Source organism: Bradyrhizobium sp. HKCCYLRH3099 (genome assembly GCF_051167855.1).
Classification (GTDB): Bacteria; Pseudomonadota; Alphaproteobacteria; order Rhizobiales; family Xanthobacteraceae; genus Bradyrhizobium.
Genome location: NZ_JBNPTW010000004.1, coordinates 54,688 through 81,302 on the forward strand (window position 1 = coordinate 54,688; position 26,615 = coordinate 81,302).

The 26,615-nt window shown below is 66.4% G+C and carries 24 protein-coding genes; 18 read left to right on the plus strand and 6 right to left on the minus strand.

What is annotated here, in order from left to right:
* Nucleotides 1-3: 3 nt before the first annotated feature.
* Entirely contained in the window at nt 4-795 is a 792-nt protein-coding gene (gene xth / locus ACQR1Y_RS10960) for an exodeoxyribonuclease III (protein WP_434877205.1), read from the minus strand.
* Nucleotides 796-969: 174 nt separating this feature from the next.
* Here xth and ACQR1Y_RS10965 point away from each other — a divergent pair, with 174 nt between their 5' ends.
* Nucleotides 970-1,992 (plus strand): aldo/keto reductase, encoded by a 1,023-nt coding sequence (locus ACQR1Y_RS10965; RefSeq protein WP_434877206.1) that lies wholly within the window; start codon nt 970-972, stop codon nt 1,990-1,992.
* 464 nt (nt 1,993-2,456) lie between these two features.
* Here the strand turns inward: ACQR1Y_RS10965 and ACQR1Y_RS10970 are convergent, their stop codons facing one another.
* A complete protein-coding gene (locus tag ACQR1Y_RS10970; protein WP_434877207.1) occupies nt 2,457-2,984 on the minus strand; it encodes a flavin reductase family protein in 528 nt (175 codons plus the stop codon).
* Between the two features lie 22 nt (nt 2,985-3,006).
* Nucleotides 3,007-4,254 carry a styrene monooxygenase subunit StyA gene (styA, locus tag ACQR1Y_RS10975; protein WP_434877208.1) on the minus strand — a complete coding sequence of 416 codons (1,248 nt, stop codon included), beginning with the start codon at nt 4,252-4,254 and terminating at the stop codon, nt 3,007-3,009.
* A gap of 98 nt (nt 4,255-4,352) precedes the next feature.
* Between styA and ACQR1Y_RS10980 the strand changes: the two genes are divergently transcribed.
* The 3 genes from ACQR1Y_RS10980 to ACQR1Y_RS10990 all read left to right on the plus strand — a co-directional run bounded on the left by ACQR1Y_RS10980 (nt 4,353) and on the right by ACQR1Y_RS10990 (nt 9,482).
* A complete protein-coding gene (locus tag ACQR1Y_RS10980; protein WP_434859054.1) occupies nt 4,353-5,258 on the plus strand; it encodes a LysR substrate-binding domain-containing protein in 906 nt (301 codons plus the stop codon).
* Nucleotides 5,259-5,614: 356 nt separating this feature from the next.
* On the plus strand, nt 5,615-6,355 hold the full coding sequence (locus ACQR1Y_RS10985; RefSeq protein WP_434877209.1) for a metallophosphoesterase family protein: 741 nt from the start codon (nt 5,615-5,617) through the stop codon (nt 6,353-6,355).
* Nucleotides 6,356-7,166: 811 nt separating this feature from the next.
* Nucleotides 7,167-9,482, plus strand: a complete 2,316-nt coding sequence (locus ACQR1Y_RS10990; RefSeq protein ID WP_434877210.1) for an ATP-binding protein — start codon at nt 7,167-7,169, stop codon at nt 9,480-9,482.
* Between the two features lie 18 nt (nt 9,483-9,500).
* On the opposite strand, the gene erpA is transcribed toward ACQR1Y_RS10990, so the two are convergent.
* Complete coding sequence (gene erpA / locus ACQR1Y_RS10995; protein WP_434859051.1) at nt 9,501-9,848, minus strand: iron-sulfur cluster insertion protein ErpA; 348 nt, start codon at nt 9,846-9,848, stop codon at nt 9,501-9,503.
* Nucleotides 9,849-9,958: 110 nt separating this feature from the next.
* Between erpA and ACQR1Y_RS11000 the strand changes: the two genes are divergently transcribed.
* The 12 genes from ACQR1Y_RS11000 (at nt 9,959) to surE (ending at nt 22,414) form a co-directional block, all read left to right on the plus strand.
* Nucleotides 9,959-11,125 carry a deoxyguanosinetriphosphate triphosphohydrolase gene (locus tag ACQR1Y_RS11000; RefSeq protein WP_434877211.1) on the plus strand — a complete coding sequence of 389 codons (1,167 nt, stop codon included), beginning with the start codon at nt 9,959-9,961 and terminating at the stop codon, nt 11,123-11,125.
* An 8-nt stretch (nt 11,126-11,133) separates the two neighbouring features.
* Nucleotides 11,134-12,930, plus strand: coding sequence for an arginine--tRNA ligase (argS, locus tag ACQR1Y_RS11005; protein WP_434877212.1), 1,797 nt, complete (start codon nt 11,134-11,136; stop codon nt 12,928-12,930).
* Nucleotides 12,931-13,025: 95 nt separating this feature from the next.
* Complete coding sequence (locus ACQR1Y_RS11010) at nt 13,026-14,576, plus strand: SPOR domain-containing protein (RefSeq protein WP_434877213.1); 1,551 nt, start codon at nt 13,026-13,028, stop codon at nt 14,574-14,576.
* Nucleotides 14,577-14,618: 42 nt separating this feature from the next.
* The gene (gene nagZ / locus ACQR1Y_RS11015; RefSeq protein WP_434877214.1) at nt 14,619-15,647 is read left to right on the plus strand and encodes a beta-N-acetylhexosaminidase; all 1,029 of its coding nucleotides are present in this window, start codon (nt 14,619-14,621) and stop codon (nt 15,645-15,647) included.
* Nucleotides 15,644-16,483 carry a segregation and condensation protein A gene (locus ACQR1Y_RS11020; RefSeq protein ID WP_434859046.1) on the plus strand — a complete coding sequence of 280 codons (840 nt, stop codon included), beginning with the start codon at nt 15,644-15,646 and terminating at the stop codon, nt 16,481-16,483. The genes nagZ and ACQR1Y_RS11020 overlap by 4 nt, the downstream gene beginning before the upstream one ends.
* 19 nt (nt 16,484-16,502) lie before the next feature.
* Nucleotides 16,503-17,657, plus strand: a complete 1,155-nt coding sequence (gene scpB / locus ACQR1Y_RS11025) for an SMC-Scp complex subunit ScpB (protein ID WP_434877215.1) — start codon at nt 16,503-16,505, stop codon at nt 17,655-17,657.
* A gap of 281 nt (nt 17,658-17,938) precedes the next feature.
* Nucleotides 17,939-18,172, plus strand: coding sequence for a twin-arginine translocase TatA/TatE family subunit (locus ACQR1Y_RS11030; RefSeq protein WP_006614346.1), 234 nt, complete (start codon nt 17,939-17,941; stop codon nt 18,170-18,172).
* A gap of 109 nt (nt 18,173-18,281) precedes the next feature.
* Nucleotides 18,282-18,800, plus strand: a complete 519-nt coding sequence (gene tatB, locus ACQR1Y_RS11035; RefSeq protein WP_434877216.1) for a Sec-independent protein translocase protein TatB — start codon at nt 18,282-18,284, stop codon at nt 18,798-18,800.
* Complete coding sequence (tatC, locus tag ACQR1Y_RS11040) at nt 18,797-19,630, plus strand: twin-arginine translocase subunit TatC (RefSeq protein WP_434859043.1); 834 nt, start codon at nt 18,797-18,799, stop codon at nt 19,628-19,630. Before tatB ends, tatC begins: the two co-directional genes overlap by 4 nt.
* Nucleotides 19,631-19,758: 128 nt before the next feature.
* Entirely contained in the window at nt 19,759-21,090 is a 1,332-nt protein-coding gene (gene serS, locus ACQR1Y_RS11045) for a serine--tRNA ligase (RefSeq protein WP_434877217.1), read from the plus strand.
* 104 nt (nt 21,091-21,194) lie between these two features.
* Nucleotides 21,195-21,551 carry a hypothetical protein gene (locus ACQR1Y_RS11050; RefSeq protein WP_434877218.1) on the plus strand — a complete coding sequence of 119 codons (357 nt, stop codon included), beginning with the start codon at nt 21,195-21,197 and terminating at the stop codon, nt 21,549-21,551.
* 95 nt (nt 21,552-21,646) lie between these two features.
* Complete coding sequence (gene surE, locus ACQR1Y_RS11055; protein ID WP_434859250.1) at nt 21,647-22,414, plus strand: 5'/3'-nucleotidase SurE; 768 nt, start codon at nt 21,647-21,649, stop codon at nt 22,412-22,414.
* A gap of 9 nt (nt 22,415-22,423) precedes the next feature.
* On the opposite strand, the gene ACQR1Y_RS11060 is transcribed toward surE, so the two are convergent.
* Nucleotides 22,424-22,807, minus strand: a complete 384-nt coding sequence (locus ACQR1Y_RS11060) for a response regulator (protein WP_434859249.1) — start codon at nt 22,805-22,807, stop codon at nt 22,424-22,426.
* A gap of 274 nt (nt 22,808-23,081) precedes the next feature.
* Between ACQR1Y_RS11060 and ACQR1Y_RS11065 the strand changes: the two genes are divergently transcribed.
* Together ACQR1Y_RS11065 and ACQR1Y_RS11070 are read left to right on the plus strand one after the other, a co-directional pair.
* Nucleotides 23,082-23,729, plus strand: a complete 648-nt coding sequence (locus ACQR1Y_RS11065; RefSeq protein ID WP_434877219.1) for a protein-L-isoaspartate(D-aspartate) O-methyltransferase — start codon at nt 23,082-23,084, stop codon at nt 23,727-23,729.
* A gap of 107 nt (nt 23,730-23,836) precedes the next feature.
* Nucleotides 23,837-25,291, plus strand: a complete 1,455-nt coding sequence (locus ACQR1Y_RS11070; protein ID WP_434877220.1) for a peptidoglycan DD-metalloendopeptidase family protein — start codon at nt 23,837-23,839, stop codon at nt 25,289-25,291.
* Between the two features lie 113 nt (nt 25,292-25,404).
* On the opposite strand, the gene ACQR1Y_RS11075 is transcribed toward ACQR1Y_RS11070, so the two are convergent.
* Nucleotides 25,405-26,424, minus strand: a complete 1,020-nt coding sequence (locus tag ACQR1Y_RS11075; RefSeq protein ID WP_434877221.1) for an ATP-binding protein — start codon at nt 26,422-26,424, stop codon at nt 25,405-25,407.
* Between the last annotated feature and the right edge of the window lie 191 nt (nt 26,425-26,615).

The window sequence follows — 26,615 nt, forward strand, 5'->3', positions numbered from 1 at the left end:
GGCTCACGCCGTTTCAAGATCGAAATCGGCCCACACCGGCACGTGATCCGACGGCTTCTCCCAGGCGCGCACATAGCTGTCGATGCCGACCTCGACCAGCCGGTCGCTGGCCTGCGGCGACAGCAGCAGATGATCGATCCGGATCCCCATGTTCTTCTGCCAGGCGCCGGCCTGGTAGTCCCAGAACGTGTACTGTCCCGGCGCGTCGTTGACGGCGCGCAGCGCGTCGGTCAGGCCGAGGCCGAGCAGCGACTGGAAGCTCGCGCGAGTCTCGGGGCGGAACAGTGCGTCGTCGACCCAGGCCTCCGGGTTGGAGACGTCGGCGGCGGCCGGGATCACGTTGAAGTCGCCTGCGAGGATCAGCGGCTCCTCGGTCTTCAGCCGTTCACGCGCATAGTCACGAAGCCGCGACATCCATTTGAGCTTGTAGGGATATTTATCCGTGTTCGCGGGATTGCCATTGGGCAGATAGAGGCATGCGATGCGGACCACGCCGGTCTTCAAGCTGACGACGCCCTCCAGGAACCGCGCATGCACGTCCTCGGCATCGCCGTCGAGCCCGGACTTGGTCTCGTCGAACGGCAGCTTCGATAGCAGAGCGACGCCGTTGAACGTCTTCTGGCCGTGGGTGACGACGTTGTAGCCGAGCGCCTCGATCTCGAGCCTTGGGAAGGCATCGTCGGTGCACTTGATCTCCTGCAGGCAGACGATGTCAGGCGAGCACTCCTTGAGCCAGGTCACGAGGTGCTCGATCCGTTGCCGGACGGAATTGACGTTCCAGGTGGCGATGCGCATCGGCGGGTTCCCAGCAGGCTCAAACGATCGGTCCCGGTTAGACCAAGCGGCAGGGCCCCGGGTCAAGGCGATTGGCCGGCAGACTCACAGGCCGGCGCAGCCGGGCCATGCAGAGGTGCCCCATGGCGGCCGGCCGCGTGTCCGCGTATTCATGCTTTCAACAGGGAGACCATCATGGATCATCGACGTCTCGGCCATTCCGGCCTGCGGGTGCCCGCGCTCAGCTTCGGCACCGCGACCTTCGGCGGCGGCAACGACTTCTTCAAGGCCTGGGGCGCGACCGACGCCGATGGCGCGAGCCGGCTGATCGACGTCTGCCTCGATCATGGCGTGTCGATGTTCGACAGCGCCGACGTCTATTCGAGCGGCCTCGCCGAGACCATTCTCGGCCAGGCCATCAAGGGCAAGCGCAACCGGCTCCTGATCTCGACCAAGGGCACGTTCCCGAAGGGCGACGGTCCCAACGATTACGGCTCGTCGCGCCAGCATTTGATCGAAGCGGTCGACGGCTCGCTCAAGCGGCTCGGCGTCGATCACATCGACCTCTATCAGCTGCACGGCCAGGACTACAACACGCCGGTCGAGGAGACGCTCTCGACGCTCGACCAGCTCGTGCGCGACGGCAAGATCCGCTACATCGGCGGCTCGAACTTCTCGGGCTGGCACCTGATGAAGTCGCTGTCGGCCGCTGACCGTTACGGTTACCCGCGTTACGTCGCGCACCAGGCCTATTACTCGCTGCTCAACCGCGACTATGAGTGGGAGCTGATGCCGCTCGGCATCGACCAGGGGGTCGGCGCCGTGATCTGGAGCCCGCTCGGCTGGGGCAAGCTGACCGGCAAGATCCGCCGCGGACAGCCGGCCAAGCCCGGCACGCGCGCCCACGACATCGCCGGTACGGGTCCGCATTTCGAGGAGGAGCGGCTGTATCGCGTCGTCGACGCGCTCGACGGCGTCGCCAAGGAGACCGGCAAGACCATTCCGCAGGTGGCGTTGAACTGGCTGCTGCAGCGCCCGACCGTGTCGACGATCATCGTCGGCGCCCGCGACGAGAACCAGCTGGTCGAGAACATCGGCGCGGTCGGCTGGAACCTGACGGCCGAGCAGGTGGCCACGCTCGATGCCGCGAGCGACATTCCGGCGGCCTATCCGGTCTGGCACCAGCGCGGCTTCCCGATGCTGAACGAGCGGCGCTGATCTCGCTCCGGCGGAACGGCTGTGGATCTTCAGCCGCGGGCCGCGCGCCTGCGGCGCCGATGCATTTGACGGCGGAGGCGGCTGGGCAGTAACATCCGGCTTCGATCGTCACGTGGCCGCGCTCCGGTCATTCTGGAGCCGCCACAACGGGGGGCGTCGACCCCGGACCGATCGGCGGTTGAGCCTCACGACTGTGCCGGACCCGCAGTCTTCAATGTGACGATGTTTGGCTCACTAAGTCGTCCCGGCGAACCGCATCGGGTTTTTGTTCCGGCTAACCGCATCGGGTTTTTGTTCAAGAGAGAACTCTCGCCCCTCACCCTAAGGAGCCCGCCGGAGGCGGGCGTCTCGAAGGGCGAGGCCCGCGACTCGGGCCTCATGGTTCGAGACGGCGCTACGCGCCTCCTCACCATGAGGGTGAGCAGCCGCAGCAGCGACTGGCGAATTGGCGCCGCGCCGCGCGATCAAATACTCCACCCCTCCGCCGGATAAGCCAGCGCATCGCCCGGCAGGATCTCCGCGCCCACGCCATTGCGAAACCGGCTCGCATAGAACGCCAGCGGCAGGCCGTCGCGGTGGCGGCACCAGCGGACCTCGCCGATGAACAGCGTGTGGTCGGCAAGCTCGACCGAACTCACCACATCGCAGCCGAATTGCGCGATCGCCTGCGGCAGCATGAAGAAGCCGTCACGCGCATCCAGCATCGGCGCGCCTTGCGCCAGCGGCGTCCCCGCAAAGTGCCGGCCGATCGCGACGTCATCGGCCGCGAGCACGTTCACGGCGTAGCGCCGCGTCTCGCTCACCGCCTGCCACGTGCGGCCGCGCTTCAGCGAGACCAGCACCGTCGGCGGCTGCATCGACACCGTGGTGAAGCTGTTGGCGGTCATGCCGACGGCCGCGCCGTCGGCATCGCTGCTGGTGACGACCGTCACGCCGGTTGAGAACCGCGAGGCGGCTGCGCGAAAACTCGCGGGATCGGCATGATGGCTCATGAGCTGCTCCGCTTCCTCCGTCTCAGGCCGCCAGCGGCGTGCGCTCGTCGATCCAGGCATGGATGCGCCGGTCGCTGGCGAGCCGGTCCCACTGCCGTTCCGGATAGTTGAAATTGTCGGTGAACTCGTCGCATAGCGCGCGGTTCTGCGCCATCGTGAAGATCAGCCGGCCCATCGCCTCCGACGGCGGCTGCAGCATCAGGTTGGTCCAGCGCGCCGCCGCGATCACGCGGTTCTCTCGCGCGCGATCCACCGTCTCGACAAAGCGGTCGTCGAACGCCACGGCCTCGACGATCGCCTTGCCGAGCTCGAACGCGGCGTAGGAGGCCATGTTGGCGCCCTGGCCCATCATCGGATCGACCACCGAATGCACGTCGCCGAGTGCGATGGCGATCTTGCCGTCGTCGAAGCTGACCGAGGAGCGCCGCACCGTCGGCACCACCGCGCCCTGCAGCAGGTCCAGCGGCTGCAGGTCGAAGCGGTGCGTATCGATCTTGTTGTAGGTGTGCGGATGATGTTTCTCGAGCTTGTCGAGCATGGTCTGGCGGAAGCCGGCCGGGTCCGCGTCGTAGTTGAGCGAGACGAGCTCGGCCATGTCGCCGCCCGGGATGTTCTCCATCAGCAGCGCCGTCTTCATGCCGCCGAAGGTGAGCGTCGGGATCACGATCATCTCGCCATGTCCCGGCGACACCGACAGCGTCACGCCGCGCGGATCGTCGCCGTCAGGGCTGCCGTGATCGACGCCGTCATACAGCCCGACACAGAGCAGGCGCTGCGGCTGGTTGTAGGGCGACAGCTCCGGCCGGTGGCTGAACATCCGCCCCAGCGCGCCCTTGCCGGTCGACACCACCAGCAGATCGAAACGGGACACCAGCGCCGGGATGTCGTCGTCCTGGATGCTGGCGTATTCGATGGTCCCGCCGCGATCCTCGAAGTCCTTCATCAGCGCCGGCAGATAGATCCGGTAGTCGACCGCGCGGCTCGGCTGCTTGAACGCGCCGCGGAAGAGCAGGGGGCTGCCCGGGAAATTGAAGAAGTGATCATGGTGGTGATAGACGAATTCGGGATCGTCCCAATGGTTGACGCCGAGTTCGTTCTCGCGCGCCACCGTGATGCCGTGGTGCGCCACGGTATTCATCAGTCGCGTTGCAGCATATTGCTCGGGCTCGCGGTCGGTCAGGACAGTGGCCTGCATGCCGTGCTTCTGCAGATACAGCGCCAGATGCAGCCCGCCGATGCCGGCGCCGACGATGCCAATCGACTTCTCCATGGGTCTCCCTCCCTCGTGATTTTTTTGAGAGGCTAGACCAGTCCTCCCGATCACGTATACGGAATGGCAAGAATAAAACTCATTCCGGGGAGGAATGGATGGACCGGATCGACGCGCTGCAGACCTTCATCCGGGTCATGGAGGCCGGCAGCTTCACCCAGGCGGCGGCCGATCTTGGCCTGGGCCAGCCGGCGATCACGAAGCGGATCGCGCTCCTGGAGGAGCAGTTCGGCTGCCGGCTGTTCGTCCGCACCACGCGCAAGCTGCGTCCCACGCCCGATGCCGACCGGGTGCTCAAGCTCGCCAAGGACATCGTGACCTTGTTCGAGAGCGCCGGCGTGCCGTCGCCGCGCCGCGTCGGCGCGCCCTCGGGCACCCTGCGGATGACGGTGCCGACCTCGTTCGGCCGCTTCTTCTTCGCCGACATTTTTGCCGAGTACGGGCGCCGCTATCCCGAGGTGCGGCTCGACATCCGCTTCACCGAGCAGTTCGTCGACCTCGTCGAGACCGGCACCGAGCTCGCCATCCGCATCGGCGTGCTCTCATCGAGCTCGCTGGTCGCGCGCCGCGTCGGTACCGTGAAGCGGCTGCTGGTCGCATCGCCGGCGCTGCTGACCAGGCACCGTGCGCCGCGCCTGCCCAACGATCTGCGCCAGCTGCCCTGCGTGACCTATTCGCGGCTGTCGCCGAAGAACGAATGGAGCTTCGAATCCGAGACCGGCCGCCACGTCGTCGGCATCACGCCGTCGCTGACCTGTGACGACGCCGACATCATGACGCTGGCCGCGCTGGAGGGGCTGGGCGCCGCCGTGCTGCCGGACTGGTGCGCGGTGGCTCATATCGCATCCCGCAAGCTCGTCCACCTGCTGCCCGACTACGACGTCCCCTCGCTGCCGCTCCACGTCGTCTATCCCGACCCGCAATGGATGTCCCACCGCGCCCGCCTGTTCCGCGACCTCATCATCGAGCGCGCTGATGTGTTTGCGATCGGTGCGCCGCAGTGATGATCCGTAGCAACAAGGAGAAGACGCGCAGCACTATCGGTGTGCATGACTGCGCCCTCGCCCCTTGTGGGAGAGGGCATGTACGGCCTATCGGCGCACTCGGTTGGGTGAGGGGGACCTTTCGACAGACGTTGCTCGAGGAGAGAACCCCTCACCCAACCGAGTTCGAGGCGCTGTCCTACATGCCCTCTCCCACAAGGGGCGAGGGCGCTGTATTGGGCAGCGCGCGACCCTGGATTGCTTCCGCCGTCGCTCTGCGGGCTAAGGCGGACACGTCGCTTCGCTCGCAATGACGAGGATGGTACAGTCTGCCACAAGTGAATGTTCGCTGAGACAGGACTGCGAGGGAACGACCGATGCGGCTGGCTGTGATTTCCGATGTGCATGGCAATCTGCCGGCACTGGAGGCGGTGCTCGACGACATCAAGGCGCGCGGCGTCGATACGACTGTGAATCTCGGCGACTGCGTGACCAGCCCGTTGTGGCCGTTGGAAACCCTCGAGCTGCTGCAATCCCTGGCGCTGCCCACGGTGCGCGGCAATCATGACCGGTGGATCGAGGAGTTTCCGGAGGAGAAGCTTTCGCCGGCCGGCCGGTTTGCGCGCGCTGCGCTGAGCGCCGAGCAGCGCCGCGCGTTGCATGCGCTGCCGCCGCGGATTGCGCTGGAGCAGGGCATCCTCGCCGTTCACGGCACGCCGACCGACGACTGCGCGATGTTGCTGGAAGAGATGACGGACGACGGCCGCTATGTCCCGGCGCGCCGCGACGTGCTGGCTTCGCGTCTCGTCGATCTCGGCGGCGCGACGCTCGTGCTGTGCGGTCACAGCCATCGGCAGGCGGTGGTGCAGGTGCCGCGCGGTCCCATGGTGGTCAATCCCGGCAGCGTCGGCTGCCCGGTGTTCGCCGACATTCCGATCGCGGCTCAGCTCGAACATCGTTCGCCGCACGCCCGTTACGCTGTGCTGACCGAGCGGCGTGGACACTGGCAGGCCGAGCTGCTGGCGCTGACCTATGACTGGGACCACGCCGCCGCGCGCGCCGTCGAGACCGGCTTTCCGCACTGGGCGGGCGCCTACGCCTCCGGCGCCGTGATCTGACACGCGCACGCGAGCCAAGGAGAGCCAAGGAGATCGAAGGCGCTCGACCGCATGTCCCGATGGCCGTCGGGCAAATCGGTCTGCACCATCGCGCTTGTTTGTTCGCGCGGGGGCGCGCCGGCGGCATCGCAACCGCCTGCGCGCAAAAACGGATTTCGCGAGCCGCATCAAGCTGATTTGGCCTGTCCAGTCCTGAAACGAAAAATTTCGTTGTTTCGAAATTTCGGAAATCATGTTTCTATGAGCCGTCCCGTCCCGGCACGAGGGGCGTATCGCGATCGTCACGACACGCGGGGTGGGATGCGATGGGCGTCGTGAGCCGCAGCATGGCCTCGTGCCGTGCGGACGAACGGCTCCGGCGCACGCCGAAATCGTAAGGTCCTGACCTCCCGATGCTGAGGTCAAGCCGGTGGTGACGATGATCCGCTGGTGACGGGGGCAAGACAGCCGGTCCCCGGGGAGAGGACGTATAAGGCGTAACGCCATCGCGCAGGGAATGCCGGTTGACCGGCTGGACCTGTGGTGACTGCCGCCTGCTACTTTTTCTGCAGGCGGGCCATGGGTTGCGGCCAGCACCCGGCATTCCCTGCGCCCTCGACCTCAACGAGGGTGAAACTGATCATCATGACTCGGGCTGAGGATGCCGCGAGAACGCCTGATCGTACCCATCCGACCCTGCCGGCCAACGGCCCGACGCGCGATGTGTGCGGCCTGGGAAGAGCGATCCGTAATTCTACGGGCGGGGCAATTAACGCGGCTGAAGCAGCCGATCAGGCATGGCTGGGGATCATCAGGAAGGTTCGACGCCCACATGATCTGGTCTGGGGATCCCTCGCGCGCGAAGCAAGCGGACGGCCATAGCCCGCTCAGTGCCTTCTTCCTTTGGATCAGCGGTTTCGGGGCGATCGAGACGCTCGACGACGAAGCGCTGATGGAGCGTGATCGCCGGCGCATTCGGGCCCGGCAGGTCGATGCCGTGGCGCGCCTTGTGCCTGTGACGATCGGCATCAATTTCGCGAACGCGGCGATCGTCCTCGGCGTCTTCTGGAACATCGTCTCGAATGCTTTCCTCGTCGCCTGGGGCGCGGCCATCGCCCTCGCCGGCGGCCTGGCGCTGCGGGGCTGGTGGCGCGCGCGCAAGGCGCGGCCGCAGGAGGCTTCGGAGCGCGCCATCAACCGCATGACGCTGCAGGCGTTCTTCCTCTCGGTCGTGTGGGGTTCGTTGCCGCTCATCGTGATGCCGCAGGTCGAGCCGCATCTGCAGATCATCGTCGGCTCGCTGATGACGGGCATGATCTCCGGCGGCGCGTTTGCGATGTCGAGCGTGCCGCGGGCGGGTCTGGCCTACACCTGGAGCCTGATGCTGTGCTCGGTCGCGTCGCTGTTCCTGTGCGGCGGGGCGACCTATCTCGTGCTCGTCGTCTTCCTGCTGCTCTACACGTCGTTCATGGTGCGGCACCTGGTGTCGCACGGCAACGTGTTCCTGGAGAACCTGAAGGCGCAGATCCGGCATGAGCGGCAGAACGAGACGATCTCGCTGCTCCTGAAGGAATTCCAGGAGAACGCCTCGAGCTGGCTGTGGCAGACCGATGCCGAGGGCCGGCTGATCGACGCGCCGCAGCGCTTTGCCGACGTCGCGCAATTGCCGCTCGATCAGCTCAAGGGTGAACGGCTGATCGACACGCTGAAATATCTTTGTCCGACCGACACGGCGACCCTGAAGACGCTCGCCGACCGGATGGCACAGCGGCTGTCGATCCCGGAGAGCCTGATCCATGTCGTGGTCGCGGGCGGCGAGCGCCGCCGCTGGGCGATCACCGCCCGGCCGGCGCGCGACTATGACGGCAAGTTCGCCGGCTATCGCGGCTTCGGCCGCGACGTCACCGAGCGCTGGCGTGCCGAGCAGGCGGAGGCCGAGAGCCGCGCCAAGTCCGACTTCCTGGCGATGATGAGCCACGAGATCCGCACGCCGATGAACGGCGTGCTCGGCCTCGCCTCGACCTTGCTGGAGACCAAGCTCGACGAGGATCAGCGTCACGCCGTGATGACGATCCGCGAATCCGGCGACAATCTGCAACGCATCCTCAACGACATTCTCGATCTGTCGAAGCTCAACGCCGGCAAGCTCGAATTCGAGACGGTCGACTTCTCGCCGGCGGCGCTGGTCGAGGCGGTCACCTCGATCATCGGCGTCAACGCCAAATCGAAGAGCCTGCTGGTCAATGCCGACATCGATCCGCAATTGCCGCCGTCACTCAAGGGCGATGTCGCGCGCATCCGCCAGGTGCTGATCAACCTCGCGTCCAACGCGGTGAAGTTCACCGAGCAGGGCGGCGTCACCATCGCGGTGGCCTGCCGCACGCGCGACGATCACAAGGCCACGATCGAGTGGCGCGTCTCCGACACCGGCATCGGCATTCCCGCCGATCGCGTCGGCAGGCTGTTCAGCGAATTCGCGCAGGCCGACGCCTCGATCAACCGCCGGTTCGGCGGCACCGGGCTCGGGCTTGCGATCTCCCGGCGCATCATCGAGCAGATGGGCGGATCGATCGCGGTGTCCTCGGTGCAGGGCGAGGGCTCGACCTTCCGCTTCAGCCTGACCTTGCCGTGGAGCGACAAGCAGATCTCCGATCAGCGCGGCGACCGCGTCGGTGCCGGCGATCTGAAGACGCGCATCGAGGCGCTCGGCCGTCCGCTGCGCGTGCTGATCGCGGAGGACGATGCCACCAACCGCATGGTCGTGTCGAAGATGCTGCAGGAGTTCGCGGTCGACAAATGCATCGTGCCGGATGGCCTGCAGGCGGTGAACGCCGCCTCCGAGCAGGCGTTCGACCTGGTGCTGATGGACGTGCGCATGCCCGAGATGGACGGCATCACGGCGACGCGCACCATTCGCGCCAAGGGCGGCCGGCTGGCCGAGCTGCCGATCATCGCGCTGACGGCCAATGCCTTCCCGGATGACATCAAGCAATGCCGCGAGGCGGGCATGAGTGACTTCCTGGCGAAGCCGCTGCGAAAGCCCGCGATGGTGGCGGCCATGCTGAAGGCGTTGGGAACGGCTACCCCAAACGTGGACGCGCCCGCGCTCGCGCCGTCGGAAGATCCGGCCGTGACCGCGGAGGCCTAGAGGCGGGCCGGGGAGGGATCAGACCGAGAAGCTGGTGCCGCAGCCGCAGGAGGCGGTGGCGTTGGGATTGTTGATCCGGAACGAGGCGCCCATCAGGTCGTCGACGAAGTCGACCTCCGAGCCGGCCAGGAACGGCACCGACGCCGGATCGACCAGCACCACGGCGCGGTCGCGTTCGATGACGAGGTCGTCATCGGCCTTGGCGCGGTCGATGTCGAACTTGTACTGGAAGCCCGAGCAGCCGCCGCCCTCGACCGAGATGCGCAGCATCGCGCCAGCCGTCTCCTTGCCGAGAATCTCGCCGATGCGGCGGGCGGCACGTTCGCTGATGGTGACGGGGGTGGCATCAGTCATGGCATCAGTCATGGCGAAGGGTCTCCGGAAGGCGCGTCATGCCCACTTCATTTGGCATCGGGCACTCCCCATAGTTAAGTGGGCTCCGGCCTGGAATCAAACCTCAAAAGGAACAATCGCCCGTGTCGGTCGGAATGGCTGCTTCCCGCGCTCCCTATTCCTGCGACCCCGATTGCAGCCGGGGCCGGTTGTTCGCCGAGCCGCCCTCGCGCACCCGGAGCGCCTTTCGCAGGGATTGCGACCGGGTGATCCATTCCACCGCCTTTCGCAGGCTGAAGCACAAGACCCAGGTGTTCGTCTTCCACGAAGGCGACCATTACCGCACCCGGTTGACCCATTCCCTCGAGGTTGCCCAGATCGCCCGCGCGCTGGCGCGCCAGCTCGGCCTCGACGAGGACCTGACGGAGACGCTGGCCCTGGCGCATGATCTCGGCCATCCGCCGTTCGGCCATGCCGGCGAACGGGCGCTGAACCGCTGCATGGCCGACCATGGTGGCTTCGACCACAATGCCCAGACCTTGCGCATCGTGACGTCGTTCGAGCAGCGCTACCCGGATTTCGACGGCCTCAATCTGACCTGGGAGTCGCTTGAAGGCATCGTCAAGCACAACGGGCCGTTGCAGGGGCAGATCCCGGCGGGAATCGTCGAGTTCAATGCCCGGTTCGACCTGGAGCTGTGGAGCTACGCCTCGCTCGAGGCCCAGGTCGCGGCGCTGTCCGACGACATCGCCTATGACGCGCATGACATCGACGATGGTTTGCGCGCGGGCCTGTTCACGCTCGACGACCTCGATGAGGTCCCGCTGCTCGCGGCGATGATCGCCGAGATCGACCGGCACTATCCCGGTCTGGACGATATCCGGCGGGGGGCCGAGCTGGTCCGCGAGCTGATCTCCTATCTGATCGGCGCCGTGGCCGCCGAGGCGCAGCGGCGAATCGAGCGGGCGCAGCCGGTCTCGCCCCATGACGTCCGCCGCCATGCCGGCGCGCTGGTGGCCTTTCCGCCCGACGTGGCCGAGCACGAGGCGACGGTCAAGGCGTTCCTCTGGAAGCGGATGTATCGGCATGAGCGGGTGATGCGCGTGATGCGCGATGCCGAGCGTATCGTGGCCGACCTGTTCGGCCGCTACCAGGACGATGCCGGATCGCTGCCAGCCGGCTGGCTGGATGGCTGCGAGGGCGACGGCGATCGCGCGCGCCGGATCGGCCACTTTATCGCCGGAATGACGGACCGTTTTGCCTTAACCGAACACCACCGGCTTTTTGACTCGACTCCGGATTTGCGTTAGGCGGCGGCATGGTCGAACAAGCGTCTACACCCTATCTTTTTGCCGACATGCTGGCCCGCGTGCACGCCATCTGCGCCGCGCTCGCCACGGATGGCGGCTGGCCGGAAGGCATCGATTTTTCGCGCGTGGTCGTCGAGCCGCCGCGCGACCCGAGCCATGGCGACATGGCCACCAACGCCGCGATGGTGCTCGCCAAGGAGGCAAAGGCCAAGCCGCGTGATCTCGCTGAAAAGATCGCCGAACGGCTACGCGCCGATGAGTTCGTCGCCAAGGTCGACGTCGCCGGTCCGGGCTTCATCAACCTCACTTTGCAGCCGGGGGTGTGGGCGAGGGCGCTCGCGACCATCCTGCGCGAAGGCGCCACCTACGGCCGTGTCGCGCCGGTGCCAGGTGCGCCGAAGGTGAACGTCGAATATGTCTCCGCCAATCCAACTGGCCCGATGCATGTCGGCCACTGCCGCGGCGCCGTGTTCGGCGATGCGCTGTGCAGCCTGCTGCAGTTCGCCGGCCGTGACGTCACCCGCGAGTACTACATCAACGATGCCGGCGCGCAGGTCGACGTGCTCGCGCGCTCCGCGTTCCTCCGTTATCGCGAGGCGCTCGGCGAGGACATTGGCGCGATTCCGGACGGGCTCTATCCTGGCGACTACCTGAAGCCCGTCGGGCAGGCGCTCGTCGCGGAGCATGGCGACAAGCTGAAGGCAATGTCGGAAGCCGAATGGCTGCCGGTCGTGCGCGACAAGGCGATCGCGATGATGATGGACGAGATCAAGGATGATCTCGCCGCGCTCAACATCCGTCACGACGTGTTCTTCTCGGAGCGCTCGCTAATCACCCGCGGCAACAACAAGGTTGCCGAGACCATCGATTTTCTGCGCGAGCGCGGCGATGTCTATGAAGGCCGTCTGCCGCCGCCGAAGGGCGCTCCGGTCGAGGATTGGGAGGATCGCGAGCAGCTCCTGTTCCGCGCCACCGCGTTCGGTGATGACGTGGACCGGCCGCTGATCAAGTCGGACGGCAGCTACACCTATTTCGCCTCCGACATCGCCAATCATCGTCACAAGTTCGAGCGCGGCTTCGCCGATCTCATCGACGTGTTCGGCGCCGATCATGGCGGCTACATCAAGCGCATGCAGGCCGCGGTGAAGGCGGTGACCGCGGCGCAGGCCACGCTCGACGTCAAGGTCGTGCAGCTGGTCAAGCTGTTGCGCAATGGCGAGCCGGTGAAGATGTCGAAGCGCTCCGGCGACTTCGTCACCTTGCGGGAAGTTGTTGATGAAGTGGGGCGCGATGCGGTCCGTTTCATGATGCTTTATCGCAAGAACGACGCCGTGCTCGACTTCGACCTTGCCAAGGTGATCGAGCAGTCGCGCGACAACCCGGTGTTCTACGTCCAGTACGGCCACGCTCGGGGCTACTCGGTGTTCCGCAATGCCCGGGAGATGTTCCCGGACCTGCCGGAAGAGGAGGGAGCTCGAATCGGGTTCCTGAGCAGCGCGAACCTCGAAAAACTGTCGGATCCGACCGAACACGGCCTCTTGAAACAGCTCGCGCTGTACCCACGTACGGTCGAGAGCGCGGCGCTGGCGCATGAGCCGCACCGGGTCGCCTTCTACCTCTATGAACTTGCAAGCGAATTTCACGCCCACTGGACGCGGGGGCGGGATTTGCCCTATTTACGCTTCATTATCGATGATGATGCAGAATTGACCAAGGCACGTTTGGCCATGGTTCAGGGCGTCGTCTCGGTTCTGGCGTCGGGACTTGCGATCTTGGGCGTTAATGCTCCTGATGCAATGCGCTGATTGGGGGAAACACACGACTTCAGTTGGGGGCCTCAATCTGGCAGGGTCCGCCTTAGGACGCATGTGCGGCTCACCCGCAGGGACGCTTCAAAACGATGGCTGATCGTTACCAGGACAGACCCTTTCCCGCCGATGGTTTCGGTCGCGGTGGAAACCAGCAGGCCGATGCCGATCCGCTCGCCGAACTCGCGCGCCTGATCGGGCAGAACGATCCTTTCGCGGCCCCGGGCCGTGCGACCCCGCAAGCTCAACAGCGTCCGATGGCGCGCCCCGCCGCACCGGCTCCGGAGCAGCCCGCCGCCGGCATGCCACCGGCCGGCGCCCCTGCCTGGATGCAGCGTGCCCAGCCGCAGGCCGCGGCCAATCCGTTTGCCGACATGGGACGTGAGCCGCAGCAGCCTGCGCCGTCCTTCCCGGCCGGCTATCAGGATCCGCGCGCTCAGCCGAGTTTCCCGGAGCAGGACTTTGCTCCGGCGCAGCCCCGTCCTCAGCCGGGTTTCCCGAACGCCGAATTTGCCGATCAGCTCTCCAAGCTCGACTACAGCGTCGGCGAGTCGCGCCATGGCTTTGCCGAGAACGACCGCGACTTCGATCGCGGCAATGGTTTCGACGACAACGAGCCCGACTCGTCGCGCTACGACGATGCGCTGTTCGGCCAGATGGGCGGTCAGCAGGGATTCCAGGGCGACAACGACTTCCAGGACAGCCAGTACGGCTATCAGGACGGCTACGACGAGGGCGAGGAAGAGGAGCGGCCGCGGCGACGTGGCGGCATGAGCACGGTGCTTGCCGTGCTGGCGCTCGCCGTTGTCGGGACCGGCGGCGCCTACGGCTACAAGACCTACATTTCGTCCGGGCGGACCGGCGAACCGCCGATCATTCGCGCCGACAACAGCCCGACCAAGATCATGGCGCAGCAGGATACGACACCGAAGGTGCCGGACCGCCTGCTCGGCAATGATGGTGGCGAGAAGCTGGTGTCCCGCGAGGAGGCGCCGATGGATCTGAACACCCGTGGCGGCGGCAATCCGCGCGTGGTGTTTCCGCAGATGAGCCAGAACGGGGCTCCGCCGCCGGTGAGCGCCGGCGCCGCGCCGCTGTCGCAGATGGCCAATGCCAACGGCACCTTGCCGAACAGCGATCCGCGTCCGATCAAGACGCTGTCGGTGACTGGCGGCAATCAGCCTCCGGCCGATGCGGGCGGTGCGCCAATGCCTGCCGCGCCGGCGGCCAAGCAGGCGGCCAAGGCGAAGAAGTCTCCGGCCAACGCCAATGCGTCCGCGACGGAGAGCCCGATGCCGCTGACGCCGCAGCCGGCGGCGCCAGCTACGGCGCCCGCCCGGATCGCGGCGGCCGTGCCGGTGACCGAGCAGACCCAGACCGAGCGCACCGGCGGCTACCTGGTGTCGATCTCGTCGCAGGCCAGCGAGGCCGAGGCGACCACGTCGTACAAGGCCGTGCAGGACAAGTACCCGGCGGTGCTCGGCAAGTACGAGCCGATCATCAAGCGGATGGATCTGGGTGACAAGGGTGGTGTCAAGTACCGCGCGGCTGTCGGCCCCTTCGCAACGAAGGAAGAGGCCAACAAAATGTGCGGATCGTTGAAAACTGCCGGTGGACAGTGTTTCCCGTTTAGCAACAATTAAGGCTTGCTTGACCGCCCCCGAAGCGGGGTCTATGCGGCCCGCATGACCATGCGGGCTTTCATTACCGGCGTCGCCGGGCTGGACCTCACCGACGCCGAGCGCGCGTTCATCCGCGATGCGAAGCCCTGGGGCTTCATCCTGTTCAAACGCAATGTCCAGTCACCATCCCAAGTGACTGCGCTGGTTCAGGAATTACGGAATTGCGCCGACCGCGCCGACGCTCCCGTCCTGATCGACCAGGAGGGCGGGCGGGTGCAGCGGCTCGGTCCGCCGCACTGGCCGGCCTATCCCGCCGGCATCGTGTTCGACCGCCTCTACGACCTTGATTCGGCCCTCGGCCTCCGCGCCGCCTGGCTCAGCGCCCGCCTGATCGCCGACGATCTGCACAGCCTGGGGATCACTGTGGACTGCCTGCCGCTCGCCGACGTGCCCATCGCCGGCGCCGACGCCGTGATCGGGGATCGGGCCTACGGCACCTCGCCGGCCAAGGTGGCGGCAATTGCCCGGGCCGTGACGGAGGGGCTGGAGCAGGGCGGGGTGCTGCCCGTGCTCAAGCACATCCCAGGGCACGGCCGCGCCACCGCCGACAGCCACCACCTGCTGCCGACGGTCGACACGCCGGAGGCGGAGCTCGACGCGACCGATTTCGCCGCCTTCCGGCCGCTTGCCGACCTGCCGATGGCGATGACTGCACATGTTGTGTTTAGCGCGATCGACGCCGCCCATCCGGCCACGACTTCTGCGACAATGATCCAGCGGGTGATTCGCGAACGGATCGGGTTCCAGGGTTTGTTGATGAGTGATGACGTTTCCATGAACGCCTTGGCCGGATCGATCGCCGAGCGCACTCGCGCGATCGTCGCCGCCGGCTGCGACATGGTTCTGCATTGCAACGGCAAGCTCGACGAGATGCAGGCCGTCGCGGCCGAGACGCCGGAGCTTGCAGGCGAGGCTCTGACCCGTGCCGATCGCGCGCTGGCGGCGCGCAAAGCACCCACGGGCTTCGATCGGATCGCCGCGCGCGCCGAGCTCGATGCCCTGATCAACCGGCTGGGACCCGCGAGCGCATGACCGCTGAAATTCTGTCGTTTGAAACCGGCCGTCCCACGACGGAGCTGGCCGAGGCCGAACCGGCGTTGGTCGTCGACGTCGAGGGCTACGAGGGCCCGCTCGACCTGCTGCTGGCGCTGGCGCGGCAGCAGAAGGTCGACCTCGCCAAGATCTCGATCCTGGCGCTCGCCGACCAGTATCTCCAGTTCATCGAGGCCGCCCGAAAGATCCGGCTGGAGCTCGCTGCGGACTATCTCGTGATGGCAGCGTGGCTCGCGTTCCTGAAGTCGCGCCTGCTGCTGCCGGAGCCGCCTGCGCAGGAAGGTCCGAGCGCCGAGGAGATGGCGACCGCGCTGGCCAACCGGTTGCGCCGGCTGGAGGCGATCCGCGAGGCCGCCAACCGCCTGATGAACCGGCCGCAGTTCCAGCGCGACGTGTTCCCACGCGGCAATCCGGAGGCGATCGCCGAGGTGCGCAAGCCGAAGTTCACGGCGACGCTGTTCGACCTGCTGTCGGCCTACGCCATCCAGCGCCAGGCGCGGGTGGTGACATCGGTGCACATGGCCAAGCGCAATGTCTGGTCGCTCGCCGAGGCGCGCGCCACGCTGGAGCGGCTGGTCGGCATGACCGAGGTCTCGGACGATTGGGGATGTCTCGACGACTACCTGCTGACCTACGTCCCCGAGCCGACGCAAAAGGCCACCGTCTTCGCCTCGAGTTTTGCCGCCGTGCTGGAACTGGTCCGCGAAGGCAAGCTCGAACTGAACCAGAAGCAGGCGTTCGCGCCGCTGTATTTTCGTAAGCGTCCACCGAACCAGCCTGGCGCCATGGCTGCGCCGGACTTGACGGTTGAGTAACGAAGAAGGAGACCCTGCCATGGCTAGCTTGGCGGAACTGCGCATGGAAGAGCCCGACGAGATCGCGACGAGCGAACCCGAGGTGCGCCCCGAAGCGTTGCGCATCCTCGAGGCGCTGCTGTTTGCCTCGGCCGAGCCGTTGGAGCAGGCCACGCTTGCCAAGCGTATGCCTGAAGGTGTCGACATCAAGGCCGCGCTGGCGCAACTGCAGGCGGATTACGCCAATCGCGGCGTGAATCTCGTTCGCGTCGCCAGCAAATGGACCTTCCGCACCGCCGGCGACCTCGCCTGGCTGATGACGCGCGAGAGCACCGAGACGCGCAAGCTGTCGCGCGCCGCCATCGAGGTGCTCGCGATCGTGGCCTATCATCAGCCGGTGACGCGCGCCGAGATCGAAGAGATTCGCGGCGTGGTGACGTCCAAGGGCACGCTCGACGTTCTCCTCGAGACCGGCTGGATCAAGCCGCGCGGACGTCGCAAGACGCCGGGCCGGCCCCTGACCTTCGGCACCACCGACGCATTTCTCGCCCAGTTCACCCTCGAGACGTTGGGCGATCTGCCTGGCCTCGAAGAGCTGAAGGGCACCGGCCTTTTGGATTCGCGGCTGCCCACCGGCTTTACCGTGCCGACTCCGTCGGACGATCCGACGCTGCGCGAGGATGAGGAGCCGTTGGATCCGGGCGATCTCGATCTGGCGCTGGCGCCGGCAGTCGAGGCCGAGCCTGGCGAAGCGGAAGCCTCCGAGGCGGAGGCATCCGAGGCCGAGACGGCCACGGCCGAAACCGGCCTTGTCAAAACCGGTGCGGTCGAAACGCTCGTCGAGACCGCAGAGCTGGGAGCCGCGGAAGCTGAGGCTGACGTTGTCGATGACGAGACGTCGTCGCAGCTCGCCGTCGGCGATCTGACGATCTCGACGACCGAGGCGGACGCCGCAACCGACGAAGCGGCCCTCGAGGTCGAGGAGCTCGAGGAAGAGGAACTCGACGTCGAGGAGATCGAGGAGCAGGAGCTCGCGGCCGAGTCGGAAGAGGAGACCGTCGCGGAGCTGGCCGATGTTGCGGCTGAGGATGAGGCGGTGGCTGACGCCGATGATGCTGCCGAATCCGACGCGGCCGAGTCTGACGAGTCCGACCGCGATACCGACGAGGACGGCTCCGAGCACCGGGAAGGGTGACGGCCTGCGCGGCTGTTAACACTCGCGTTATTACGTAGCTCCGCCCGCGATTTGGCGGAGCCGAAGTGCTTGTTTTTGCGAGCGCCGACGCCTACCTTCCGCCCAGATCGGGCGGCCCGCGCCCCGTTTTTGGCTCCGCCGAGATGTGTTCGTATTGCCGTTTCGCAATCGAATGCTAGAAGCGAAGTGTCGCGGGCAAGTCCATGGATTTGGCGCGGTTTCGGCGGTAGCGTCGACGGGCAGTCGGGTGAAGGCTGCGCCGGTTTTTGGAGGGTTGCAGGATGGGTTCGCTTAGCATTTGGCACTGGATCGTGGTGATCGCGGTCGTCCTGCTCCTGTTCGGGCGCGGCAAGATCTCCGATCTCATGGGCGACGTCGCGCAGGGCATCAAGGCCTTCAAGAAGGGCATGCAGGACGACGACAAGGCGCCGGAGAAGACCGAGCCGGTCAAGTCGATCGACCATGGCGCGACGCCTTCGGCCACCCGCACGGATGTCGGCAGCAAGGCCGTTTGATCTGCTGTTGATGAGGCGCGGGCGGCGCGCGCTCCGCACGAACGGGGCCTGCTCCGGCAGGACCGGGCAGGGCGGGATCAGGGGCGTCGTCGCGTAGGCGGATTGTTTCATGTTCGATATCGGCTGGAGTGAATTGCTCGTCATTGGGGTCGTCGCGCTGATTGCGATCGGTCCCAAGGAGCTTCCCGGCGTTTTGCGCATGGTCGGGCAGTGGATGGGCAAGGCCCGCCGGATGGCGTCGGAGTTCCAGGGCCAGTTCCAGGAAGCCATGCGCGAGGCCGAGATGGCCGACCTCAAGAAGAGCTTCGACGAGGTCAAGGAAGCAGCGAGCGGGTTTTCCCCCAGCGGCATGATGTCGTCACTGCAGCGCGACGTCGACAAGGCGTTGGACATCGAGGGCGTGGACAAGCCCGCGGAGCCGGCTGCAACCCCGTCAGATCCGGTTGCCGCGGCCGAGACGCCGGTCACCCCGACCACACCCGAGCCTCCGCGCCCCGAGACCTTCGTCGAGGCCGAAGCGCATCAGGCGGCGAATGAGCCGCTGGCGATCGTGCGCGAGATCAAGGCCGAGCCGCTGCCCGAATTGTCGGCCGAGGCCGAACGTCTGAAGGACGCCAAAGCGTCATGACCGTCGAAGACATCGAGGCCAGCAAGGCCCCCTTGATGGACCACCTGATCGAGCTGCGCTCGCGGCTGATCAAGGCGCTGCTCGGCTTCGGCGTCGCCTTCATCTTCTGCTTCTTCTTCGCCAAGCAGATCTACAACATCCTGGTGCTGCCGTTCGTGTGGGTCGCGGGCGCGGAGAACAGCAAGTTCATCTACACGCAGCTGCTCGAATACTTCATCACGCAGCTCAAGCTCGCGATGTTCGGCGCCGGCTTCATCTCGTTTCCGATCGTGGCGACCCAGATCTACAAGTTCGTCGCGCCGGGCCTGTATAGGCACGAGCGCAATGCATTCCTGCCCTATCTGATCGCGACCCCCGTCTTCTTCGTCCTCGGCGCCATGCTGGTCTATTTTGCGGTGTGGCCGATGATCGTGCGCTTCTCGCTCGGGATGCAGCAGCTCGGCGGCCCCGAGACGGCGCAGATCGCGCTGATGCCCAAGGTCGGCGAGTATCTGTCCCTGATGATGTCGCTGATCTTCGCCTTCGGCATCGCGTTCCAGCTGCCGGTCATCCTGACCCTGCTCGGGCGTATCGGCATCGTGACGTCGAAGATGCTGAAGGAAAAGCGGCGCTACTTCATCGTCATCGCCTTCATCATCGCTGCGGTGCTGACGCCGCCGGACGTGCTGAGCCAGGCCTCGCTGGCGCTGCCGCTGATGGCGCTCTACGAGGGCGCGATCATCGCAGTCGGCATCGTCGAGAAGCAGGCGGCTGCGGCCAAGACTGGTTCCTCGTCCGGTTCGGGCTCGTCGTCGGACTCGGGCAATCTGCCGGCCAATCCGTCCGAATAGGCCCATGAGGCTGCCCGGGTTCGTCCGGGCGCCTGTTCCCATTGGCAGCCATTCGGGGTAGTGCAAGCGCGCCCGCGACAGCCGCGGCGACTCGCCCCCTGTCTCTTCGTTCCCAGGACCGAACGACCATGCACGACATCAAATCGATCCGCGACAATCCGCAAGGTTTCGATGCAGCGCTGACGCGCCGGGGACTGTCGCCGCTGTCGTCGCATCTGCTCGCCATCGACGAGCGGCGGCGCGCGGCGATCCTGGCGTCCGAGCAGGCGCAGGCGCGGCGCAACGCGGCGTCCAAGGAGATCGGCGAAGCCAAGAAGGCCAAGGACGATGCCCGCGCATCGGCGCTGATGGAGGAAGTCGCCAAGCTCAAGACCACGATGCCGGAGCTCGAGTCCGCCGCGAAGCAGGCCGACGAGGAGCTGGCGCGCGAGCTCGCCGCCATCCCCAATCTGCCGCTCGACGAGGTCCCGGACGGCAAGGACGAGCACGACAATGTCGAGCGTCATGTGTTCGGGGCCAAGCGCAACTACCCCTTCGCGCCGAAGCCGCATGACGAGATCGGCGCCGGCCTCGGCACCATGGATTTCGAATCGGCGGCCAAGCTGTCGGGGGCGCGGTTCGTGGTGCTGAAGAAGGGTCTGGCGCGGCTCGAGCGCGCGCTCGGGCAGTTCATGCTCGACCTGCACACGACCGAGCACGGCTATACCGAAGTCAATCCGCCGCTCCTGGTGCGCAACGACGTCATGTTCGGTACCGGGCAACTGCCGAAATTCGAAGACGATCAGTTTTGGGCGGTGAGGGGCGAGCTGCTGATCGCGCCCGATGAGCGTCTCAAGACCGATCGTCTCGGTCTCATTCCCACCGCCGAGGTCGCACTGACCAATCTGGTTCGCGAATCGATCGTCGACGAGAAGGAGCTGCCGATGCGGCTCACCGCGCTGACGCCGTGCTTCCGCGCTGAGGCCGGCGCTGCGGGGCGCGACACCCGCGGCATGATCCGCCAGCACCAGTTCACCAAGGTCGAGCTGGTGTCGATCACGACACCCGAAACCAGCAAGGACGAGCATGAGCGCATGCTGGCCTGCGCCGAGGAGGTGCTGCGCCGGCTCGATCTGCATTATCGCGTCATCACGCTGTGCACCGGCGACATGGGATTCTCGTCGCAGAAGACCTACGACATCGAGGTCTGGATGCCCGGGCAGGGCGACGGCGGCGCCTTCCGCGAGATCTCGAGCTGTTCGGTCTGCGGCGACTTCCAGGCGCGGCGCATGGATGCGCGCTCCCGAGGCAGCGATGGCAAGCCGCGCTTCGTGCACACACTGAACGGCTCCGGCACCGCCGTCGGCCGTGCGCTGATCGCGGTCATGGAGACCTATCAGCAGGCGGACGGCTCGATCGCCGTGCCCGACGTGCTGCAGCCCTATATGGGCGGCCTCAAGGTCGTGGCCGCCGAGCCATAAGGCCGCGGCAAATTGCATCCGGGGCGGTCGCCACCTTGCGTGGCGGCTGTCGGGTCGTATCCTCGGGGTCCGTTCAGCAATCGCTCGTCGGACACCGGCACCATATGGCCCTGCATCGGGACATCTTCTGGATTGGACGGCAATGGGCGGTCACCGCCGCCGGCATTCAGGCGATCGATCAGCGCCTGAAGGGCGCATTCGACATCGATCGAGGCACGGTCTGGAACGAGGGGCTGCCCGATGCGCTCCGCGCGCAATCCTGGTTCAACCCGGCCGACTTCGAGAAGGCGCTGAGCATCGCGCGGACCCGCTTCGCGCGACCGCCGCGGGGGGAGCCCGCATCGTCCGCGCCGGCCTGTCCGCCACCGCCTGCCGCATCCGGCGCGCCGAGCGAGCCGCTTCAGGTCAGCTCAAACGGACGCTTGGCCCGCTTCGTGCCGCAGTGGCGGATCCGGTCCTGACACCGGCCGGGACCGGATCTCCCGAGGTTTGCCTCGATGGGGCGTAGCGGATAAGACACCCCCGGCAATGGCTCGAACGGGATGGATAAGTGACGATGCGGATTCTCTGCACCAATGACGACGGAATCCACGCACCGGGTCTGAAGGTGATCGAGGAAATCGCGCGCGCGTTGTCCGACGACGTCTGGATCGTGGCGCCCGAACTGGACCAGAGCGGCGTCTCACATTCGCTCTCGCTCAACGACCCGCTGCGGCTGCGCGAGGTTGGCCCGCGCCACTTCGCCGTGCGCGGCACGCCGACCGACTGCGTCATCATGGGCGCCCGCCACATTCTCGGGAGCAAGCTGCCGGACGTCGTGCTGTCCGGCGTGAACAAGGGCCGCAACGTTGCCGAGGACGTGGTCTATTCCGGCACGATCGCGGGCGCGCTCGAAGGCACGATTCTCGGCATTCCTTCGTTTGCGCTGTCTCAGGAGTTCAGTATCGCCACCCGCGACAAGCCGTCATGGGACACCGCGCTGAAATTCGGACCGCAGATCGTGCGCAAGGTGCTCGATGCCGGCGTGCCGAAGAACACCGTCATCAACGTCAACTTCCCGTCTTGCGCGCCCGACGCGGTCAGGGGCATCGTGGTGACCCGACAAGGCAAGCGCAACCTCGGCTTCCTCAAGGTCGACGAGCGTCGCGACGGACGCGGCAATCCCTACTTCTGGATCGGATTCGACCGCGCGGCGTCGCTCGACGTGCCCGATGAGGGCACGGACCTCGCCGCACTGGCTGCGCATTACGTCTCGGTCACGCCGCTGCGCCTCGATCGCACCGACGAGGCGTTTTCGGGCAAGCTTGGCGAGATTCTCGGCTGAAGCCGGGCGCTAGCTCTGAGGCTCCGCGCTGCGCAACGCGTGCTCGATCGCCTTGCTGAGCGTTTCGAGCTGAAAGGGCTTCTGCAGCGCCGGGCGGTCGCGATACTCCTCGGGCAAGCCCGACGACCCATAGCCGGTTGCAAAGATGAAGGGGCGGTTGCGCGCCTTGATGAGATCGGCCACCGGCGAGATGACCTTGCCGTTGACGTTGACGTCGAGGATCGCGACATCGAAATAGGTGCTGTCCGCGAGCCGCATCGCCTCGCTGATTTCGCCGGCTTCGGCGGCGACGGTGTAGCCGAGCTCTTCGAGCATGTCGGCGACCATCATCCTGATCATGACTTCGTCTTCAACGAGAAACACAGATCCGCGCGGCGGCCGCGGTGCAGTCATGTTGTCGGTCCTTGCCCATACTCTGATATGACGCTCGCAAATAACGGCGCGCGGCGCAACGTCAACGTCGTCCGGCTGCGGTGCCGCCGCGGCGCGGGCAGAACTGCCCCGAAGCTGAACGAACCTGACGCCGGTTGGTTCCGCACGTGGAACGAAGTTGAGCCCTTCTGGCGGCGCGACCACCCCGTATCCCTCCGAGCCCTTCCGAAATCCGCTGCGCAAGCTGCGGATGATGCTCTAGATTGATCGCAGCCGAACAAACCCGAATGGCGTGATGCCCCCGATCCCTCCGCCCGAGAAGATGATGTTTCAGCTGACCCTGCGTCGCCGCGGGATCAGCGACCAGGCGGTGCTGCGCGCGATGGAGGAGGTGCCGCGCGAGGAGTTCGTGTTGCCGGCCGATCGGCCCGATGCCTACCGCGACAGCGCCATGGCCATTGCCTGCGGGCAGACCATCAGCCAGCCTTTCGTGGTGGCCTATATGACGGAGCAGCTGAAGCTGCAGAAGACCCACCGCGTGCTCGAAATCGGGACCGGATCGGGGTACCAGGCCGCTGTCCTCTCCAAGCTGTGCGCCAGCGTCCTGACGGTGGAGCGATTCCGGACCCTCGCCGACAAGGCGCGCGACCGCCTCGAGAAGCTCAATTGCTTTAATGTCGAGGTGATGCTGGGGGATGGCTACGCCTTGCCCGCGGGCGGCGGCCAGTTCGACCGCATCATCGTGACGGCGGCGATGGACGAAATTCCCCAGAGCCTGCTCGGTCGCCTGGAGGACGACGGTATCCTGATCGCGCCGGTCGGGCCGCCGCATGGCGTGCAGACACTGGTCAAGGTCGTCAGGGCGGGCGATCATTTCGAGCGAAAAGAGCTCGTCGACGTCCGATTTGTGCCTGCAATTCCGGGCATTGCGCGCGAACTCTAAAGCAGCGGATCAGCAAGTCCGACAACGCTTTATTCGCGGCTTAAGCGCTTATTTACCGCGGCTGTGTTTACTCGAATTCGTTGTTTGTTGCGTACGAGTGAGTAACCATGCCCGCCACCGTCGAGTTGCTTCGCTCGCGCCGCCTGCCGCAGGTTGCGGCGCTGGCGCTGATGTCATTCGGCGTCGCCGGCTGCAGCGCCGACATGTCGACGCGGCTGTCCCAGACGCAAAGTCCTTTCTCGAACCCCTTTGCTTCCGATTCCACCGGTTCGGTGCAGGCGCCTCCGGCGCGGCAGCATCAGCAGTACAGCCAGTCTTATACGCCGCCGGCCGCGCCGGCTCCGGCCTATTCGTCGTCGGCGCTGCCTCCGCCCTCGGTCGGCGCTCCGCAAACCTACCCGTCGGGTGGCGGCGCTGGAGGCATCTCAGGGGGCGGACGCGGCGTTGCGTCCTACGCTCCGCCGGCCGCCGTGCCGGCGCCGCAGGCCCAGACCTACACGCCAGCGCCTCACGCCTATGCGCCTCCGGCGCAGCCGCAGCTCGAGACCACCGGCGCCGTGCCGCCGCGCTCGGTCGCTGCCGCGCGTCCTGCCGGAGGCACCAAGATCATCGTCGGCACCAGCGACACGCTGGAAATTCTCGCCAAGCGCTATCGGGTGACGCCCGCCGAGATCCTCGCCGCCAACGGCTACAAGGGACCGCGCGCGCTGTCTCCCGGCCAGCAACTGATCATCCCGCATCCGGGAGCCGTCGCTGCCGCGCCTGCGGTGCAGCCGGCGGCGGCTCCGGTCGCCGCGGCCCCGATGGTCGCGCCGAAGCCGGTGGCCGTTGCGGCGGCGCCGTCCACGGTGCATTTCGTCAACCGCGGCGACACGCTCGCCAGCATCGCGCGGCAGAACCACGTCTCGCCGGCCGAGCTCGCCCGCGCCAACAATCTCGACCAGGCTTCGCCGTTGAAGCTCGGTGCCAGGCTGACCGTCCCTGGCAAAGCCGTGGCGGCCGCTGCGCCGGTGGCTCCGGTTGCAACCGTTCCCCAGGCGGTTGCGACCGTGCCGGCGCCAGCGCCGACCACGCGCGTGGCCACGGCCGCAGGGCCCGTGCAGACCGCGCGTCTCGCGCAGGCCAATCCCGCGCCCGAGAAGGAAGAGGAGCCGGCGCGTCCGGCCGAGACCACCAGCTCGCTGCCGACCTTCCGCTGGCCGGCGCGCGGCAAGGTGATCACGAGCTACGGCGCCAAGACCAACGGCAAGTCCAACGACGGCATCAACATCGCGGTGCCCGAGGGCACGCCGGTGAAGGCCGCCGAGGATGGCGTCGTCGCCTATGCGGGCAACGAATTGAAGGGTTATGGCAATCTGGTTCTGGTGCGGCATTCCAACGGCTACGTCACCGCATATGCCCATGCGAGTGAGCTGATGGTGAAGCGCGGAGATCCGATCAAGCGCGGCCAGGTCATTGCCAAGTCGGGTCAATCGGGAGAAGTCGGATCGCCGCAGCTCCACTTCGAGATCCGCAAGGGATCATCGCCGGTTGACCCGCTGCAATTCCTCAACGGGGCGTGAGCCGCCGACACTTTTGACCTTACAAGCAAGGGCCCGCCTTTCGGTGGGCCCTTTTTCGTTTTGGGCAGCGATGTTTGCCGCAATGACGGAAACTGGGGCTGGCGAAGCGCGCCTTACTTCGCGCTGAGCCGCACGCCGAGGCGGCCGGCGAGATCCTGCGTGAACTGCCAGGCGACACGGCCCGAGCGCGAGCCGCGCGTGGTGGACCATTCGAGCGCCTCGCGCTCCAGTTCGTCATCTGCCACCGCGATGTCGAAATGGCTGCAATAGCCCCGGACCATCGCGAGGTACTCGTCCTGGCTGCAGCGATGGAAGCCGAGCCACAGGCCGAAACGGTCGGACAGCGAGACCTTCTCCTCGACCGCCTCGCCAGGATTGATCGCAGTCGATCGTTCGTTCTCGATCATGTCGCGGGCGAGCAGGTGTCGACGATTCGAGGTGGCGTAGAGGATGACGTTCTCGGGGCGGCCCTCGATGCCGCCTTCGAGCACGGCCTTGAGCGACTTATAGGACGCGTCATTGCCGTCGAAGGAGAGGTCGTCGCAGAACACGATGAAGTGGAAGGGCGCCGCGCGCAGGATGTCCATCAGCGCCGGCAGGCTCTCGATGTCCTCGCGGTGAATCTCGATCAGCTTCAGCCGGTCGGCCGGCTTGCGCGCGACGTTGATGCTGGCGTGGGCGGCCTTCACCAGCGACGACTTGCCCATGCCGCGCGCGCCCCACAGCAGCGCGTTGTTGGCCGGCAGCCCGTTGGCGAAGCGCTCGGTATTCTCGATCAGGATGTCGCGCATCCGATCGATGCCCTTGAGCAGGTCGATCTCGACGCGGCTGACGCGCGGCACCGTCGCGAGCCGCCCGTTCGGATGCCACACGAACGCATCTGCCGCGTCGAAGTCCGGCGCGGGGACGGCACCCGCACCGGTTGCTGCCAGATGCGCCGCAATGGCTTCGAGCGCGCGGGCGATCCGGCCCGCCGTGTCATCGTCCCCAGACGGGCCAGCGGGACGTTTTGCCGCGACCTTGGACGGCTCTCGCGCTGCGGGCTTTACCGTAGTCTTGGAGCTTTTGGCGACGGGTCTGAACACGCTCTTGGCGGCGGCGCGGGCCGGGGCTTTGGCTGGCTTTTTCGACATGCTGCAAGTTCCTGATGGGGCAGCCATATCGGGGCTTGCCGGCGGCCGCAAGCGGGCGAAATGAGGGGGCGGTGCGCCTTGCTATTGGGACCGCGGCCGCTATATTCCGCGCCAAATTCGCAAGAGGCCGGCCCGCGCCGAGAGCAGCGTGGATCGCCGGCTATTCCCGTCTCACCGGGCATTGGCCCACG

Excerpts from the sequence above, each read along its gene's own strand:
- ACQR1Y_RS11010 (WP_434877213.1), top strand. The coding sequence starts at position 13,026 with ATGGCTGATCGTTACCAGGACAGACCCTTTCCCGCCGATGGTTTCGGT.
- ACQR1Y_RS10985 (WP_434877209.1), top strand. The coding sequence starts at position 5,615 with ATGCGGCTGGCTGTGATTTCCGATGTGCATGGCAATCTGCCGGCACTG.
- erpA (WP_434859051.1), bottom strand. The coding sequence starts at position 9,848 with ATGACTGATGCCATGACTGATGCCACCCCCGTCACCATCAGCGAACGT.
- ACQR1Y_RS10990 (WP_434877210.1), top strand. The coding sequence starts at position 7,167 with ATGATCTGGTCTGGGGATCCCTCGCGCGCGAAGCAAGCGGACGGCCAT.
- ACQR1Y_RS11050 (WP_434877218.1), top strand. The coding sequence starts at position 21,195 with ATGGCCCTGCATCGGGACATCTTCTGGATTGGACGGCAATGGGCGGTC.
- ACQR1Y_RS11030 (WP_006614346.1), top strand. The coding sequence starts at position 17,939 with ATGGGTTCGCTTAGCATTTGGCACTGGATCGTGGTGATCGCGGTCGTC.
- styA (WP_434877208.1), bottom strand. The coding sequence starts at position 4,254 with ATGGAGAAGTCGATTGGCATCGTCGGCGCCGGCATCGGCGGGCTGCAT.
- ACQR1Y_RS11065 (WP_434877219.1), top strand. The coding sequence starts at position 23,082 with ATGCCCCCGATCCCTCCGCCCGAGAAGATGATGTTTCAGCTGACCCTG.
- ACQR1Y_RS10965 (WP_434877206.1), top strand. The coding sequence starts at position 970 with ATGGATCATCGACGTCTCGGCCATTCCGGCCTGCGGGTGCCCGCGCTC.
- tatB (WP_434877216.1), top strand. The coding sequence starts at position 18,282 with ATGTTCGATATCGGCTGGAGTGAATTGCTCGTCATTGGGGTCGTCGCG.
- ACQR1Y_RS10970 (WP_434877207.1), bottom strand. The coding sequence starts at position 2,984 with ATGAGCCATCATGCCGATCCCGCGAGTTTTCGCGCAGCCGCCTCGCGG.
- ACQR1Y_RS11070 (WP_434877220.1), top strand. The coding sequence starts at position 23,837 with ATGCCCGCCACCGTCGAGTTGCTTCGCTCGCGCCGCCTGCCGCAGGTT.
- nagZ (WP_434877214.1), top strand. The coding sequence starts at position 14,619 with ATGACCATGCGGGCTTTCATTACCGGCGTCGCCGGGCTGGACCTCACC.
- ACQR1Y_RS10980 (WP_434859054.1), top strand. The coding sequence starts at position 4,353 with ATGGACCGGATCGACGCGCTGCAGACCTTCATCCGGGTCATGGAGGCC.
- ACQR1Y_RS11060 (WP_434859249.1), bottom strand. The coding sequence starts at position 22,807 with ATGACTGCACCGCGGCCGCCGCGCGGATCTGTGTTTCTCGTTGAAGAC.
- ACQR1Y_RS11075 (WP_434877221.1), bottom strand. The coding sequence starts at position 26,424 with ATGTCGAAAAAGCCAGCCAAAGCCCCGGCCCGCGCCGCCGCCAAGAGC.
- serS (WP_434877217.1), top strand. The coding sequence starts at position 19,759 with ATGCACGACATCAAATCGATCCGCGACAATCCGCAAGGTTTCGATGCA.
- tatC (WP_434859043.1), top strand. The coding sequence starts at position 18,797 with ATGACCGTCGAAGACATCGAGGCCAGCAAGGCCCCCTTGATGGACCAC.
- scpB (WP_434877215.1), top strand. The coding sequence starts at position 16,503 with ATGGCTAGCTTGGCGGAACTGCGCATGGAAGAGCCCGACGAGATCGCG.
- surE (WP_434859250.1), top strand. The coding sequence starts at position 21,647 with ATGCGGATTCTCTGCACCAATGACGACGGAATCCACGCACCGGGTCTG.
- xth (WP_434877205.1), bottom strand. The coding sequence starts at position 795 with ATGCGCATCGCCACCTGGAACGTCAATTCCGTCCGGCAACGGATCGAG.
- ACQR1Y_RS11020 (WP_434859046.1), top strand. The coding sequence starts at position 15,644 with ATGACCGCTGAAATTCTGTCGTTTGAAACCGGCCGTCCCACGACGGAG.
- argS (WP_434877212.1), top strand. The coding sequence starts at position 11,134 with ATGGTCGAACAAGCGTCTACACCCTATCTTTTTGCCGACATGCTGGCC.